This is a genomic window from Chitinophaga sp. CB10 (genome assembly GCA_001870995.2).
Classification (GTDB): domain Bacteria; phylum Bacteroidota; class Bacteroidia; order Chitinophagales; family Chitinophagaceae; genus Chitinophaga.
The window spans coordinates 184687-199176 of record MLAV02000008.1; the positions used below are offsets into that span (position 1 = coordinate 184687).

At 50.6% G+C, this 14490-nt stretch carries 12 protein-coding genes; 5 read left to right on the top strand and 7 right to left on the bottom strand.

Annotated features, from left to right (window positions below; translation table 11 throughout):
- Positions 1–19 precede the first annotated feature (19 nt).
- A complete protein-coding gene (ade, locus tag BOC67_RS13600; RefSeq protein WP_291910887.1) occupies positions 20–1648 on the bottom strand; it encodes an adenine deaminase in 1629 nt (542 codons plus the stop codon).
- Between the two features lie 99 nt (positions 1649–1747).
- On the opposite strand from ade, the gene BOC67_RS13605 reads away from it, so the two are divergent.
- Positions 1748–2482, top strand: a complete 735-nt coding sequence (locus BOC67_RS13605; RefSeq protein WP_291910888.1) for a hypothetical protein — start codon at positions 1748–1750, stop codon at positions 2480–2482.
- Positions 2483–2571: 89 nt separating this feature from the next.
- Here BOC67_RS13605 and BOC67_RS13610 read toward each other — a convergent pair whose 3' ends face one another.
- Positions 2572–3576, bottom strand: coding sequence for a WYL domain-containing protein (locus BOC67_RS13610; RefSeq protein WP_291910889.1), 1005 nt, complete (start codon positions 3574–3576; stop codon positions 2572–2574).
- A 99-nt stretch (positions 3577–3675) separates the two neighbouring features.
- Between BOC67_RS13610 and BOC67_RS13615 the strand changes: the two genes are divergently transcribed.
- Complete coding sequence (locus BOC67_RS13615; protein ID WP_291910890.1) at positions 3676–4029, top strand: hypothetical protein; 354 nt, start codon at positions 3676–3678, stop codon at positions 4027–4029.
- Between the two features lie 282 nt (positions 4030–4311).
- A complete protein-coding gene (locus BOC67_RS13620) occupies positions 4312–4947 on the top strand; it encodes a peroxiredoxin (protein WP_291910891.1) in 636 nt (211 codons plus the stop codon).
- 309 nt (positions 4948–5256) lie between these two features.
- On the opposite strand, the gene BOC67_RS13625 is transcribed toward BOC67_RS13620, so the two are convergent.
- Genes BOC67_RS13625 through rlmN form a run of 3 tightly spaced genes read right to left on the bottom strand, consistent with a single transcriptional unit; the run spans position 5257 to position 8478 of the window.
- Complete coding sequence (locus BOC67_RS13625; RefSeq protein ID WP_291910892.1) at positions 5257–5979, bottom strand: RluA family pseudouridine synthase; 723 nt, start codon at positions 5977–5979, stop codon at positions 5257–5259.
- 13 nt (positions 5980–5992) lie between these two features.
- Positions 5993–7375 carry a pseudouridine synthase gene (locus tag BOC67_RS13630; RefSeq protein ID WP_291910893.1) on the bottom strand — a complete coding sequence of 461 codons (1383 nt, stop codon included), beginning with the start codon at positions 7373–7375 and terminating at the stop codon, positions 5993–5995.
- Between the two features lie 59 nt (positions 7376–7434).
- Positions 7435–8478: a 23S rRNA (adenine(2503)-C(2))-methyltransferase RlmN gene (gene rlmN / locus BOC67_RS13635; RefSeq protein ID WP_291910894.1), complete on the bottom strand. Its 1044-nt coding sequence runs from the start codon at positions 8476–8478 to the stop codon at positions 7435–7437.
- Positions 8479–8690: 212 nt separating this feature from the next.
- Here rlmN and BOC67_RS13640 point away from each other — a divergent pair, with 212 nt between their 5' ends.
- Complete coding sequence (locus BOC67_RS13640) at positions 8691–9887, top strand: acetyl-CoA C-acyltransferase (protein ID WP_291910895.1); 1197 nt, start codon at positions 8691–8693, stop codon at positions 9885–9887.
- Between the two features lie 144 nt (positions 9888–10031).
- Here BOC67_RS13640 and BOC67_RS13645 read toward each other — a convergent pair whose 3' ends face one another.
- Positions 10032–10604, bottom strand: a complete 573-nt coding sequence (locus BOC67_RS13645) for a sigma-70 family RNA polymerase sigma factor (protein WP_291910896.1) — start codon at positions 10602–10604, stop codon at positions 10032–10034.
- Between the two features lie 339 nt (positions 10605–10943).
- Between BOC67_RS13645 and uvrA the strand changes: the two genes are divergently transcribed.
- Positions 10944–13760 carry an excinuclease ABC subunit UvrA gene (uvrA, locus tag BOC67_RS13650; protein WP_291910897.1) on the top strand — a complete coding sequence of 939 codons (2817 nt, stop codon included), beginning with the start codon at positions 10944–10946 and terminating at the stop codon, positions 13758–13760.
- A gap of 192 nt (positions 13761–13952) precedes the next feature.
- Here uvrA and BOC67_RS13655 read toward each other — a convergent pair whose 3' ends face one another.
- On the bottom strand, positions 13953–14396 hold the full coding sequence (locus tag BOC67_RS13655) for a DUF4293 domain-containing protein (RefSeq protein WP_291910898.1): 444 nt from the start codon (positions 14394–14396) through the stop codon (positions 13953–13955).
- Between the last annotated feature and the right edge of the window lie 94 nt (positions 14397–14490).

A 14490-nucleotide genomic window follows, 5' to 3' on the forward strand; every position in this document is an offset into this window, starting at 1 on the left:
TATGTAAATAACTGCTGTGTTATGATTGGACAAAAGTAAAGGTATCCCCGTCAAACAGGCCAAGGTCGCTGAGTTTCAGGTGGGGTATCACCAGCAGCGCCATGAACGACAAGGTCATGAATGGCGATGCAAGCGGCGAGCCCAGCTCTTTTGCTGCCTTATCCAATGCCTTGTACCGGGCTGCGATCGTATAGCCGTCGAGGTTACTCATCAGGCCCGCTACCGGCAGCGCCAGTACTTCCGCCTTACCGTTGCGCACCAGGCTGATGCCGCCTTTGGCTGCGATGACGGCGTTCACGGCGGTGCAAATACTCTCCGCGTCCGTCCCTACGGCGATGATGTTATGGCTGTCGTGCGCCACAGAGGAGGCGATGGCGCCTTCCCTGAGTCCGAAGCCATTGATAAAGCCCAGCGCGGGTGCAGCGTTCCGGTACCTGTTCACCACCGTCAGTAGCAGTACATCTTGTTTTTTATCCGGGGGGAGATGTCCATTTTCAGCGGTCAGCACAGCGCTTCGTTTATTAGTAATTAACTCGCCTTCAATAGCCCCAATCACCGGTACCTCCTGTACGCCTTCCCGTGCAGAAACGCGGAAATCGGCCGGGGTTTTGGGTGCGCAATCGAAGTTATTCACTATGGGCGCAGTTACGGAAGGGATCAGCGAGGCGCCATTTTCCGCTACTTTAACGCCGTTGATCCAGGTGGCCTGTACATTGAAATCTTCGAGATTATCCACCAAAATGAAATCGGCGGCATCGCCTGTTCTCAATAGTCCGTTATCCAACTGGTAATGCAGTACGGGGTTTACGCAGGCGGCGCGGAGGATTTTAAACAGGTCCATTCCTTTTGCCAGCGCGCGTTTTACCAGGAGGTTGATATGCCCTTCTTCCAGGCTGTCAGGATGCTTATCGTCGCTGCAGAACATGATCTTGTCCGCATAATCCGGCAGCAGTGGTATCAGCGCTTCAAAGTTTTTCGCGGCGCTGCCTTCGCGGATGAGGATGTGCATGCCGTAGGATAATTTCTCCCTTGCTTCCTCGATGGTGAAGCATTCATGATCCGTGCTGATGCCGGCGTTGATGTAGTTGCGGGCATCTTCCCCGCGGAGGCCGGGCGCATGGCCGTCTACCGGCTTGTTCATGGATTTGGCCGCCGCTATTTTTGCCATCACTTCAGGGTCGTGTTGCAGTACGCCGGGGAAGTTCATCATTTCAGTGAGGTATTTGATATCGTTGCGGAGCAGGAGTTGCGCTACATCCGCCGCAGTAACGGTAGCGCCGGCTGTTTCAAACGTAGTGGCCGGCACGCAGGAGGGCGCTCCGAAGTTAAATTTGAAAGGAACGGTTTTACCATTTTCGAGCATATACTCCACACCGGCTACGCCCAGTACGTTCGCTATCTCGTGCGGATCGCTGATGGTGGCTACGGTACCGTGTACCACAGCCATCCGGGCAAACTCTGAAGGGATGAGCATGGAGCTTTCCACATGCACATGCGCGTCCGTAAAGCCGGGCATAATGTAGCCATCGCAGGGCGTTTGAAGGCGGGTAATGCTGCTGATCCGGCCGTCCTGCACTTGTACGGCAGCAGGGTATATTTCCTGTTGCAGTACATCTACCAGGTTTCCGGTAATTTCAAAATTATTCATGCTGTAAATCTAATCATTAGCACGGAGTTTGACAGACAGGGTAGGGGGAGAATTTGGTGGAAACGTTTTTATGTTATCTTTATTCGATAAATTATGATTATGAAACCAGTTAAGTATTTAAGTGTTTTGGTGTTGCTGATGGTGATGGCCGCAGGGAATTCCTTTGGTCAAACGCTCACCGACATTCTCAATAAACACTATGCAGCAATGGGTGGAGTAGCGAAGATCAGCGGAGTTAAAACCCAGTATGTAGAAGGCGTGACGCTGGCCCAGGGCCAGGAAATCCCTTTCAAAAAATGGGGGCAAAATAATAAGGCGATGCGCCTGGAATTTGAAGTGATGGGTACCAGTAACGTGCAGGTGCTGAACCAGAAATCCGGTTGGATATGGATGCCTGTAATGGGCCAGCTGGCCCCGGAAGATATGGATTCCGCTACGTTCAATGCTATGAAAGGCATGCTGGACATCTCCGGCAGCGAACTGTATGACTATGCGGCAAAAGGCAAGCAGGTAGCCCTGATCGGCAAAGATACCGTGGAGGGTAAACCGGCCTACAAGCTGAAAGTGACCACCAAAGAGGGTAACACCGGCTATGTATTCCTGGATGCCAATACCTACTACATTATCCGCGCGCTGAACTCCGTAAAAATCCAGGGTAAAGAGCAGGAGCTGATCTCCGAGTTCACCGATTACAGCAAAAACCCGGAAGGGTATGTATATCCCGCTACCAGCAAGCAGGGCGGCGGTATGATGACCCTCAAGATCAGCAAGATGACGGTGAACCAGCCGGTGGCGGACAGCCTGTTCATTAAGCCCAAACAACAACAGCAATAACAGCCCGGCGTTAAACGCAGCCAGGCCTGAAATAAAAGAGGGTGTATCAAGCTGAATTGATACACCCTCTTTCGTTATGTCAATATGTTCTATTTGTAATTCTTCAGCATTAAGCCGGCTTCTTCTTTCATCTTTTCCGCCAGGGACTTAGGTTGCAGCACGGTAACGTTAGCGCCGTAGCTCAGCAGCGTCATGATCAGTTCCGGGTTGATCACTACCTGCAGGGAAATCTGGCATTCCTTGGTATTGTCCTTAACTACCTTTTGCGAGGCGTGTATCGGTTGCGATTTTATGTATTTGGCCTGCCGCGGCGTGAAGGACAGCAGCACTTCTTCCGGGTCCCCGTCGGAAACGGTGATGCCGATGGCGTGTTTGAAATAGCTGGCATCGTCAAAGTTCTTCTGGTCAAAGTGTTTCATCGTGGGCCAGATGTTTACCACGCGGTCCAGCGCAAAGGTAAGCACGGCGCCGCCGCGGGTTTGCTGGCTTTTGCCGATGAGGTAAAAGCGGTGCTGGTATTCCCGCAGGTGATAAGGTTCCACCCAGTGTTCCTTCGGCTCGTCCCTTTCAAAGCTTTGATAGGCGATGCGGATAACTTCCAGGTTTTTGATCGCATCCACGATCATGGGGATATGTTCGGCGCCCTTGTATTGCGTGGTGCGCGCAAACTTGATCAATCCCTGGTTTTGCAGGGCTTCCCTGTTTATTTTGAGGCTGGCGGCTATTTTCAGGATGGAGTCTTCAAACTGCTGTATGACCGGCAGGCTTCTGAACTGTTCCAGTATGCCAATGGCGATTTCCAGGCCCTGCAGGTCCGCTTCTTCTATAGGGAGCTGGCTGATGGAATAGTTTTCATCCGCGTAGCGGTATGTTTTGCTGGTTCTGTCGTACACGATGGGCGCCATGTAGTTGAGCTCCGGGTCCTGGCGCATGTCCTGTATGTCTTTTTGGATAGTACGGGTAGATAAAACGGCATCCATTTTTTCAGAAACGTACTCAATCAGGTTTTCCAGGGTCGGCTTTGGCAGTCGTTTGTTGCGTAATCGCTCATCTATCCAGCGGTATCGCGATACGGCATCTTTATTCTTTGGCACTAACAAAAAATTTGCTTTAAAAATACAGAAATGTTTTCACTACGCATATCCTATGCGTAACGGGCTGATATTTTTGTATTGTAATTAAATCTGAAGGCAATGAACACAGCACAAACAATTAATAGCAGGCAGCCGCTTCCAATTGGTGCTATTCTGCAGCGGGTTAACTGGCTGGAGATGGAAGAAGTTGCGGAAGAAAAAGGAAAAGTAATCGCCTTACCGGTAGCGCCGCAGGAGCCTGAGAAACCGGGCCTGCCACCGGCCGCCCGCAGGGATATCAACAAAAAGATCCGGCATTGTGTGAAAGCTTTGGAGCGTAATTACGACCTATACCTTGGATACCTTGAATTGGAGCTGGAGGATGCAGCTGCCCGTCAGGAGGCAGATCTGACAGACGATATGAAGTTCAGCCTGGCCTATTATGCCTGGCAGCTGCATCACACGGCCTCCTGAAAATAATTAATGATTTTTTAAGCCAGGCTGGATTTGCCCGGGGCGTTGCGGCCAGACTGCGGCCGGCAGGCGCCACCGGAAGTTGTTAACCCCACTAACAGCCTGGCGGTCAAAGCTTTTATCCAGATGAATTAACCCTTATTTGTCCTTGTTTGATAACCCTTGTTTGTTAACCCTGTTTTTTCCGCCTGTCACAAAGGCTTGAAAAAAAATAAAAAGTTCCTTTAAAGTCTATAACTTTTATAGGAAAATACTATTTTTGGTCAAGTAAATCGTAAAACTATGAGTTTAAGACTGGGCGATACAGCTCCCAACTTTACAGCTAGAACGACATTAGGAGAAATAAATTTTTACGATTACCTTGGAGACAGCTGGGGCGTACTCTTCTCGCATCCTGCGGATTTTACGCCAGTTTGTACTACCGAGCTCGGAAAAACAGCATTACTTAACGGCGAGTTTGCTAAACGCAACGTTAAAGTGCTGGCCCTCAGCGTAGATCCACTGGATAAACACCAAAGCTGGATAGGCGATATCAACGAAACTCAAAATTGTGAAGTGACGTTCCCTATCATCGCTGATGAAGACAAAACAGTGGCTAACCTGTATGGCATGATTCATCCTAATGCCTCAGAAACTTTTACTGTCAGATCCCTGTTTATCATCGGGCCAGACAAAAAAGTAAAGCTCACAATCACTTATCCTGCCTCTACCGGCAGAAACTTCCTGGAAGTACTGAGAGTGATTGACTCCCTTCAGCTGACCGCGCAGTACAGTGTTGCTACGCCTGCTGACTGGAAAGACGGTGAAGATGTTATCGTTACGGCAGCAGTGCCCACAGCGGACATCCCTGAACGTTTTCCGAAAGGCCACAAAATCATCAAGCCTTATCTGAGAACAACACCACAACCAAACAAATAATTATACCGGAACCTTTGCTCCACCACCAGGTAAAGGTTTTATCCGATAAAGATTTTTTAATGGTTGGTTTTTGATTTTTACGAAACGGGGATTTTTCCCCGTTTTTTTTATGCCTGTAAGCGCCGGTTTCCCCAGGCGTTTGAAGGAGCGGGCAGGCCTGGTGATGGCGCGTTGCCATGGCATGCCGCCTCCGTATCCGGGCAGTGTTACCGGGCAGCGTTTGCCGGGAGGCCTTATCATCTCCCCCCAACCTAAAAAAGAAAAAGGCCGCCGAAGGCAGCCTTTTCAAAAATATGATCATCCGTTGTATCAGCGTTTATGCTTCCTCAGCTGATTGAGCAATGCCGCCATATCCTTTGGCAGCGGGGCTTCCACCTTTTGCAGGTTCCCCTGCCGGTCCTTAAACTCCAGCTCTGCCGCATGCAAGGCCAGCCTGCTCAGCAGCGGGCGCTCTTCCTCCACATATTTGCCCAGCTTGAATTTCTTCTTGATGGCGGACAGCCGGATTGGTTCGCCGGTGCCATACAGCTCGTCCACCGCTACGGGGTGGCCCAGGTGCTTCATATGCACCCTGATCTGGTGGGTGCGGCCGGTATGTATCTGCAGCTTCACCAGGCTCAGTAATCCAAACTCCTCCAGCACGTCGTAATCCGTCAGGGAAGCCTTTCCGCGGCGGTTGGTCACCATTTTCCCTTTCTGCACGGGATGTTCCATGATCGGCTCATCCACACTGCCCTGTTTGGGGAACAGCTGGCCGTTTACGAAGGCCAGGTAAAATTTCTTTACTTCCCTGCTCTCAAACAGCTGGGAGTAATATTTATGGGCCGCCTCGTTTCGGGCAAACAGGATGATGCCGCTGGTATCGCGGTCGAGCCGGTGAACGGTGAATATTTCGCCGTAAGCCTTTTTCAGCAAGCCATTCAGCGATGTCAGCTCATTATCATGCCGGTCAGGTAATGTTAGCATTCCTGATGGCTTGTTGATGATGACAAAATCGGGTGTTTCTAAAATTATATGCTCTTCTATACGCATTTGTGCCAGCCTGTTATTTGAAATGTTTCAGCAGGATCACCTCTTTCTCGGTCAGGAAGCGCCATTGGCCGCGACCCAGGTTTTTCTTGGTAAGGCCTGCATACATTACGCGATCCAGTTTTTCCACATTGTATTCCAGGTGCTCGAAAATACGGCGCACGATGCGGTTTTTACCGCTGTGGATCTCAATGCCGATCTGCCGTTTGTCCTTCGGATCGATATACCCCAACGCATCTACGAAAGCCACGCCGTCTTCCAGCGTCAGGCCGGCAACGATCTTTTCGGAGTCCGCCTTGCTGAGGGGTTTATCCAGTTCTACCTGGTAGATCTTCTTGATATTGTGCTTCGGGTGCGCCAGTTTCTGCGCCAGCTCTCCATCGTTGGTGAGGAGGAGCAGGCCGGAGGTATTGCGGTCCAGTCGGCCGACAGGGTACACCCTTTCCTCTTCCACCGCATCTTCGATCAGGTCCATCACGGTTCTGCGGCCTTCCGGATCATCCGTCGTGGTGATATAACCTTTCGGCTTATTCAGGAGGATGTACACGAGGTTTTTCTGGATGGTCAGCTTCTTGTCCAGCAGCGCCACGTTGTCTTTCGCGGTCACTTTGGTAGCCGGCTCTTTCACGATTTCCCCGTTCACGGATACTTTCCCTTCGCGGATATAGTCCACCGCCTTTCTGCGGGAGCAGATGCCGGAGTGGGCAATGAATTTATTCAGTGGCATTTCGCCGGGTCCGAAAATGCTTTCTTTTTTCTCTTTTGCTTCCTTTTTGAAAGCGGGAGCAGCAGCGGATTCCGCTTTTTTCAGCGGCTTCCTGCGGCGTTCGTGCTTGTCGGTAAACCGGTCGTTCGCACGGTCGAAGAATTTTTTGCGGTTAAAGCCGCTGGGCGTTTCCCTGGCGGATTTGTCGGTATCAAAATCCCCATGGAAGCTGCTTTCGTTGCCAGATTTATAATTGTCCGTTTTTTTACGGCCGGGTTTATCAGCATCAGCGCCACGTTTGCCGCGGAAGGCGGGTTTTTCGTCCTGGCCGTCCTTAGCGGAGCGTTTGCGGCTGAAAACAGGTTTTTCGTCCTGTTCATCTTTATGAAATGGGCGTTTGCCGCGGAAGGCAGGCTTTTCGTCCTGACCGTCTTTGGTAAAAGTACGTTTGCGAAATGCAGGGGTTTCTTCCTGCGCATCTTTGCCGGCAGCACGTTTACGGAAAGGGGCGGAGCCATCTTCCGGTTTGCCGAAGCTGCGCTTGCGTGTATCATCGTTTGCAGATGCTCTTCCGGGCCTTTCACCATCGAAGGAAGGGCGGTTGCGGTTGCCTGCTGCCGGTTTTTCTGATCTGCCGGATTTGTTTTCTTTGAAAGGAGAGAACCCTTTACTAGCAGGTAATTTTTTCTTCATAAATATGTATTGATTGAGGCCATTGCCATGGCCGGCTTGATTGCATTGAGTTGAGAAAATTATCCTTTGTTGGCCAGTTGTCCGCAGGCGGCGTCGATGTCTTTACCGCGGCTACGGCGTAACCTTGCATTCACGCGGTGTTTGGCGAGGTACTCCATGAACTGTTCGGCCTTGAGCGCGTCCGGCTTGCGGAACACGGCATTATCGATCGGATTGTATTCGATAATATTCACCAGGTCCGCTGGCACCTGGCGGTAAATTTTGATCAGTTCGTCCGCATCTTCCTTGCTATCGTTGAAGTTGTCGAACAGAATATATTCAAACGAAATTTCATTGCCGGTAGCCTTGTAGAAGTAATTCAGCGCGTCGATCAGCTCTTTCAGGCTGTTGGTATCGTTGATCGGCATGATTTCGCTGCGTTTCTTGTCGTTGGCCGCGTGGAGGGACAGGGCGAGGTTAAAGCGCACCTTATCGTCCCCCAGCTGCCGGATCATTTTGGCAACGCCGGCGGTGGAAACGGTGATTCTTTTGGGCGACATACCCAGTCCATCCGGGGAAGTGATTTTTTCGATGGCCTGTAATACGTTTCTATAGTTCAGCAGGGGTTCGCCCATGCCCATGAATACGATGTTGCTCAGCTTTTTGCCATAGGTTTCCATGGCCTGCTGGTTAATCAGCGCTACTTCATCATAAATTTCGTCGTAATCGAGGTTGCGTTTGCGGGCCATATAGCCGGTAGCGCAGAATTTACAGCTGAGGCTGCAGCCTACCTGGGAGGATACGCAGGCGGTTTGCCGGCTGTCGGTAGGGATCAGTACCCCTTCCACCAGGTGATTATCATGCAGTTTGAACCGGCTTTTAATGGTGCCGTCGTTACTATGCTGGGTAGCGTCTACCTGTACGGCAGGCAGCACGAAGTTTTCCTCCAGTTTCTGACGTAAATCTTTGGAGAGGTTGGTCATAGCGTCGAAAGTGGTGGCATGACGCAACCACAGCCATTCGTAAACCTGTTTGGCACGGAAGGCTTTTTCACCCATTGCGCTAAAATATTCCTGTAATTGTGGCAAGCTAAGGTGCCGGATGTTCTTCTTGTCAGACTTCATTATTGACCTTTAAATAAGCAATTGGCTGCCTTACGGCAGTCGAAAAGTATCTGCAAAGGTACTTAAATTCATTGACAGTTAACGTTAATGCCCTGTAAATGGATGCGCCCGCTTTGTTGGGGACCTTTGTGCCATTTACTTGGCGATATTGGGGGAAATGGTTTACTTGCAGGAACACATTTTATCTTACCAAAACAATAAGTTTTATCAACATGCAGTCAGCCTTTATCGTTGATGCGGTACGCACGCCTGTGGGGCGCTATGGTGGCGCTTTGAGCCACGTCCGCCCGGATGATTTGTTTGCCCACGTAATCAAAGCTTTATTGACGCGCAATCCCGGGCTGGACCCGGCCTCCATTGAGGATGTGATTGCGGGCGCCGCCAACCAGGCCGGGGAGGATAACCGGAATGTAGCGCGGATGTCCGCCCTGCTGGCCGGGCTGCCAGTAACGGTGGCCGGCACAACGGTGAACCGCTTGTGCGCCAGTAGCTTACAGGCTATTATGGATGCTGCCAGGGGGGTAATGTGTGGAGATGGAAATGTTTTTATTGCGGGTGGCGTCGAAAGTATGACGAGGGCGCCTTTTGTTATGCCAAAGGGCAATGCCGCCTTTAGCCGTAAGCCCGAGATATACGATACTACGCTTGGCTGGCGCTTTGTGAATAAGCAGCTGGCCGATAAATACTATCCTTTTTCCATGGGGGAAACGGCGGAGAATGTGGCCAGGCAGTGGCATATCAGCCGGGAGGACCAGGATATTTTCGCCCTGGGGAGTCAGCGCCGGTACAAAGCGGCCCTGGATAAGCATAAGTGGGAGCGGGAAATAACGCCGGTCCGGGCAGATAAAAAGGAAGGGGAGGAGTGGTTTTCCCGGGACGAGCATCCCAGGGAAACTTCGCTGGATAAGCTATTTGCCCTGAAGCCCGCCTTCGCCAAAGATGGCACTGTTACGGCGGGCAATTCCTCCGGCATCAACGATGGCGCGGCGGCGTTGCTGATTGTATCCGAACAGGCGCTGAAGGATTATGGGCTGAAACCCATTGCCAGGGTGGTTTCCATGGGCGTTGCCGGGGTGGACCCTTCCATTATGGGCGTGGGCCCCGTGCCGGCTACCAGGAAGGCGTTGCAGCGTGCAGGCCTCACCGTGGCTGACCTGGGGCTGGTGGAGCTGAACGAGGCTTTTGCTTCGCAGACGCTGGCGTGTATGCGTGACCTTGACCTTAACGATGAAATTGTGAACGTAAACGGCGGGTCTATTGCCATCGGGCATCCGCTGGGGGCCAGTGGCGCGCGCATCAGTACGACGTTGCTGCACGAGATGCAGCGCAGGGCGGAAGTACAGTATGGGTTGGCTACGATGTGTATTGGCGTGGGGCAGGGCGCGGCGGTGATATTTGAGCGGTTGTAATACGACTCAATATTCCAGTTGAGTAATGCAGCCCGGCAAAAGGGGGGACCGCATGACGCCGTTCCCCCTCTGCCGTTATAAAAAGAACGAGCGGTCGGACATTACATCCGGCCGCCCGTTGATGGCAAGCAAAAAAAGGGTCGTTCATAGACAAATTTGCTTCTCCGTCATCATCTTGCGGAGATTGATCAGCCCATACCGCATACGACCGAGGGCGGTATTGATGCTGACCTGCGTCAGGTCTGCAATTTCTTTAAAGCTCAGTTCCGCATAGTGGCGGAGGATGATCACTTCCCTTTGTTCTTCGGGAAGCATATCCAACATACGCCTGACACGGTCGTGGCTTTGCCGGGTGATGAGCTTTTCTTCCGCACAGCTGTCGCTAAAGCCCAGCACGTCGAAAATATCTTTATCGTCGCCTGTTTTTATCATGGGCGTACGCTTAATTTTCCTGAAGTGGTCTACGCAGAGGTTATGTGCAATACGCATCGCCCAGGGAAGAAACTTTCCCTTCTCTGTGTAACGTTCTGCGCGAATAGTGTCAATAATTTTTATGAAAGTATCCTGGAAGATGTCCTCTGCAAGGAATTGATCCTTTACCAGCAAGAGGATAGAAGTATAGACTTTATCCTTATGACGGTGTACCAGTTCTTCCAATGCCGAAGCGTGGCCTTTCTTAAAAAGGGTAATCAATTGCTCGTCGCACAATTTGTACATTATTTGCATAAACTTCTACAACTAGACGGGTTAGTAAAATGATAATCCGGGACTTTACAGCCTCTTGGTTGTTGTAAATTTTTGTTAAGTAGAGTTTATGCGATAGTGTGCAGTTTTTAGGTTGAAAGTAAAATAGCCGGTACGAGAATATATCAAGTCCTATGCAAATATAATAGAATAGTTCAATAAAACAAATAATAAAAAAAGCGGCTCAATATCACTACAATAGCTATCTGCGGGCGATTTCGGGGGCGCCGGACAGACCCGGAATCCACTTAGCCGGAATTAGTAAAATGCTAATTACTTTAGTAACATCTTTTACCTTAAATTTGTTCTGTAATGGGAACAAAAGTAAAAAAACAGGAAAAAACCGCGGTTCCTCAGGAAGTTAGCCCTCAGGACAGCATATTCATAAAAGGCGCCAGGGTACACAATCTTAAAAATGTGAGTGTATCGATCCCCCGCAATCAACTCGTTGTAGTCACCGGAGTATCCGGGTCCGGGAAGTCCTCCCTGACTATGGATACCCTCTATGCCGAAGGGCAGCGCCGCTACGCTGAAAGCCTGAGCTCTTACGCCAGGCAATTCCTCATGCGTATGAACAAGCCGGATGTAGATTACATCAAAGGCATCTGCCCGGCCATCGCTATCGAACAGAAGGTAATTACCAGAACGCCCCGCTCCACCGTTGGCTCCATGACCGAGATATACGATTACCTCCGCCTGCTTTTTGGCCGCGTTGGTAAAACCTATTCACCCATCTCCGGCCAGGAAGTGAAAAAGAACGAAGTGAGCGATGTGGTGGACTATATCAGCAAGCTGCCCACCGGCGCCAAAGTGCTGCTGCTGGTGCCTTTCCGCCGCCACGCCAAACGCGAGGCGAAAGAGGAGCTCAACATCCTCATGCAGAAAGGCTTCTCCCGCCTGTACGTACCCGGCGGGGAAGGCAACGGCCTGCTGCGTATCGAAGAACTGCTGGAAGCCAAGAAGGTAGTCGTGCCGAAAGACGCATGGGTACTGATTGACCGCCTGGTGGTAAAGGACTTCGATGAAGATGATAAACACCGTATAGCCGACAGCGTGCAAACGCAGTTTTACGAAAGCGAAGGGGACAGCTTCGTGGAAGTGGACGGTAAAGCGATCAAACATTTCTCCAACCGCTTTGAGCTTGATGGCATGCAGTTCGAAGAACCGGTGCCCAACCTCTTCTCCTTCAATAACCCGTACGGCGCATGCCCCACCTGTGAAGGGTTTGGGCAGGTGCTGGGGATTGATGCGGACCTCGTTATACCTGACAAACGGTTAAGCGTGTACGAAAATGCCATCGCTCCGTGGCGCGGCGAAAAAATGGGCGAATACAAGGAAGCGCTGATCAAAGCCTCCCGCAAATTCGGGTTCCCGGTTCATAAACCCATTGCAGACCTGACGGACGAGCAGTACAAACTCCTGTGGACCGGTAACGAACATTTTTATGGGTTGAACGAGTTCTTCAAAATGGTAGAACAGAACCTGTATAAAGTACAGTACCGCGTGCTGCAATCCCGCTACCGTGGCCGTACTACCTGCCCGGATTGCGGCGGCGGAAGGCTGCGTAAAGAAGCGCTGTACATTAAAATCGGCGGAAAAAATATTGCGGAGCTGGTGGACATGCCGGTTTCCGACCTATATAACTGGTTCAACGGCCTTCAGCTGAGCGAATTTGATGAGCAAATCGCAAAACGTATCCTCATCGAAATTCACCATCGCCTGAAAACCTTACTGGACGTAGGCCTGGGATACCTCACCCTCAACAGGGTGGCCAATACGCTCTCTGGTGGGGAAAGTCAGCGTATTCAACTGACCCGCTCCCTGGGCAGCAACCTCACCAACTCCATGTACATCCTCGACGAGCCGAGCATAGGCCTGCACGCCAGGGATACGCACCGCCTCATTGGCGTACTGAAAGAGTTGAGGGACCTGGGTAATACCGTAGTGGTGGTAGAACACGACGACCTGATGATGCAGGAAGCCGATTATATCATCGACATGGGGCCGCTCGCCTCCCACCTTGGTGGAGAAGTGATTTTTGCCGGCACCTACCCGCAGATACTGGAAGACCCGAAAAGCCTTACCGGCCGCTATCTCAACGGTACGCTCACCATTGACCCGCCTGCGAAAGTGCGTAAATGGAAAAAAGCGATCACCATAGAGGGCGCGCGCCAGCATAACCTGAAAAATGTAACGGTAGATTTTCCGTTGCAGGTACTCACCGTAGTGAGCGGCGTGAGCGGCTCCGGTAAAACCACGCTGGTAAAGCAAATCCTCTATCCTGCGCTGATGAAGCTCAAAGGAGAATTTGCGGAACGCGTGGGCAACCACCGTGCCATCACCGGCGCTATTGATGATATCACGCAGATTGAAATGGTGGATCAGAACCCGATCGGTAAATCCTCCCGTTCCAACCCGGTAACGTATATCAAAGCATACGACGAAATCCGCGACCTGTTTGCCAAACAGCCGCTCAGTAAAATGCGCGGGTTCCAGCCCAAACATTTCTCCTTCAACGTGGATGGCGGCCGTTGTGACGCCTGTAAAGGAGAAGGAGAGGTGATCGTGGAAATGCAATTCCTTGCGGATGTGCACCTGACCTGCGAAAGCTGTAATGGCCGCCGCTTTAAGGATGAAGTACTGGAAGTTACCTACAAGGGTAAAAATATTTACGAAGTGCTGGAACTCGGCGTGGATGAAGCGCTGGAGTTCTTTAAGGACGAAAAGGATGTTTGCAATAAAATCCGCCCGCTCAGCGATGTGGGGCTGGGTTATGTGAAGCTGGGCCAAAGCAGCGATACGCTGTCCGGCGGGGAGGCGCAACGTGTGAAACTGGCGTCGTTCCTGGGTAAAGGCAAGGCGCAGGGGCATATCCTCTTCATCTTTGACGAACCTACTACCGGCCTGCATTTCCATGATATCAAGAAATTGCTTGCTTCCTTTAATGCATTGATTGAACAGGGTCATACCGTGTTGGTAATTGAACACAACCTGGATGTTATCCGCAGTGCGGACTGGGTGATAGACCTGGGTCCGGAAGGGGGCGCCGGAGGCGGGAACTTGTTATATGCCGGTGTGCCGGATGGATTGAAGAAAGTAACGGAGAGTTATACGGGGCAGTTTCTTTAATCTCTTTTGCTAAAGAAAATAAGGGAGTACGCGGGAAACAGGAATAGTATTTATAAAAAAGCCGGTTCAAAAGTGCCGGCATATATGTTTTCTTACTTATAACAGCGCGCGCCTTTTTATATTCAGTTCAAAAATCACATCTATAAAAAAAGCCGGTTCAACAAAACCGGCTTTTCTATATAACATTATTTATCATCTAAGACGATCCAGTGATTTAATCAGTTTTTCATCCTTATAAATCCCCCTTGCAGCCAGGAACAGCAGCACCACCATCACAATCGGCAAAAAGGACCCCGGCAAATAGGACGCGTTAGCGATTACTTTCCCACTGGCAACCAATGCGTTAGCTTCTTTCTGTACCAGGTAATACTGGTAGGCGATAGCGCCAAGCGTCAGCAGGATGTTGATCACCGTTAAACGGAACTGCAATTTTCTCTTCTTATACAGGAAAATACATGCAAATGCCATTAATAGGATGATGATATAAAGCACATACATCAGGTAATTATTGGAGGCATTCACATAAGATATCTCCGGGGAATTAGAAAAAGTTGCTTTCCATAAGTTGCTGAGAAGCACTCCTACGCCTGCGCCGGCGGCTAATAACAGGTAAAGACTCTGGATGCGTTGTATCATATTATTTGCAAATGTTTAACACCGTAAAAGTAAGGAAATTTAACTGTTATTTATGAGTTGAGCTGGCTAAGCCCCGGGGATTTACTGGCCGTCT

Excerpts from the sequence above, each read along its gene's own strand:
- ade (WP_291910887.1), bottom strand. The coding sequence starts at position 1,648 with ATGAATAATTTTGAAATTACCGGAAACCTGGTAGATGTACTGCAACAG.
- BOC67_RS13605 (WP_291910888.1), top strand. The coding sequence starts at position 1,748 with ATGAAACCAGTTAAGTATTTAAGTGTTTTGGTGTTGCTGATGGTGATG.
- BOC67_RS13615 (WP_291910890.1), top strand. The coding sequence starts at position 3,676 with ATGAACACAGCACAAACAATTAATAGCAGGCAGCCGCTTCCAATTGGT.
- BOC67_RS13620 (WP_291910891.1), top strand. The coding sequence starts at position 4,312 with ATGAGTTTAAGACTGGGCGATACAGCTCCCAACTTTACAGCTAGAACG.
- BOC67_RS13625 (WP_291910892.1), bottom strand. The coding sequence starts at position 5,979 with ATGCGTATAGAAGAGCATATAATTTTAGAAACACCCGATTTTGTCATC.
- BOC67_RS13630 (WP_291910893.1), bottom strand. The coding sequence starts at position 7,375 with ATGAAGAAAAAATTACCTGCTAGTAAAGGGTTCTCTCCTTTCAAAGAA.
- rlmN (WP_291910894.1), bottom strand. The coding sequence starts at position 8,478 with ATGAAGTCTGACAAGAAGAACATCCGGCACCTTAGCTTGCCACAATTA.
- BOC67_RS13640 (WP_291910895.1), top strand. The coding sequence starts at position 8,691 with ATGCAGTCAGCCTTTATCGTTGATGCGGTACGCACGCCTGTGGGGCGC.
- BOC67_RS13645 (WP_291910896.1), bottom strand. The coding sequence starts at position 10,604 with ATGTACAAATTGTGCGACGAGCAATTGATTACCCTTTTTAAGAAAGGC.
- uvrA (WP_291910897.1), top strand. The coding sequence starts at position 10,944 with ATGGGAACAAAAGTAAAAAAACAGGAAAAAACCGCGGTTCCTCAGGAA.
- BOC67_RS13655 (WP_291910898.1), bottom strand. The coding sequence starts at position 14,396 with ATGATACAACGCATCCAGAGTCTTTACCTGTTATTAGCCGCCGGCGCA.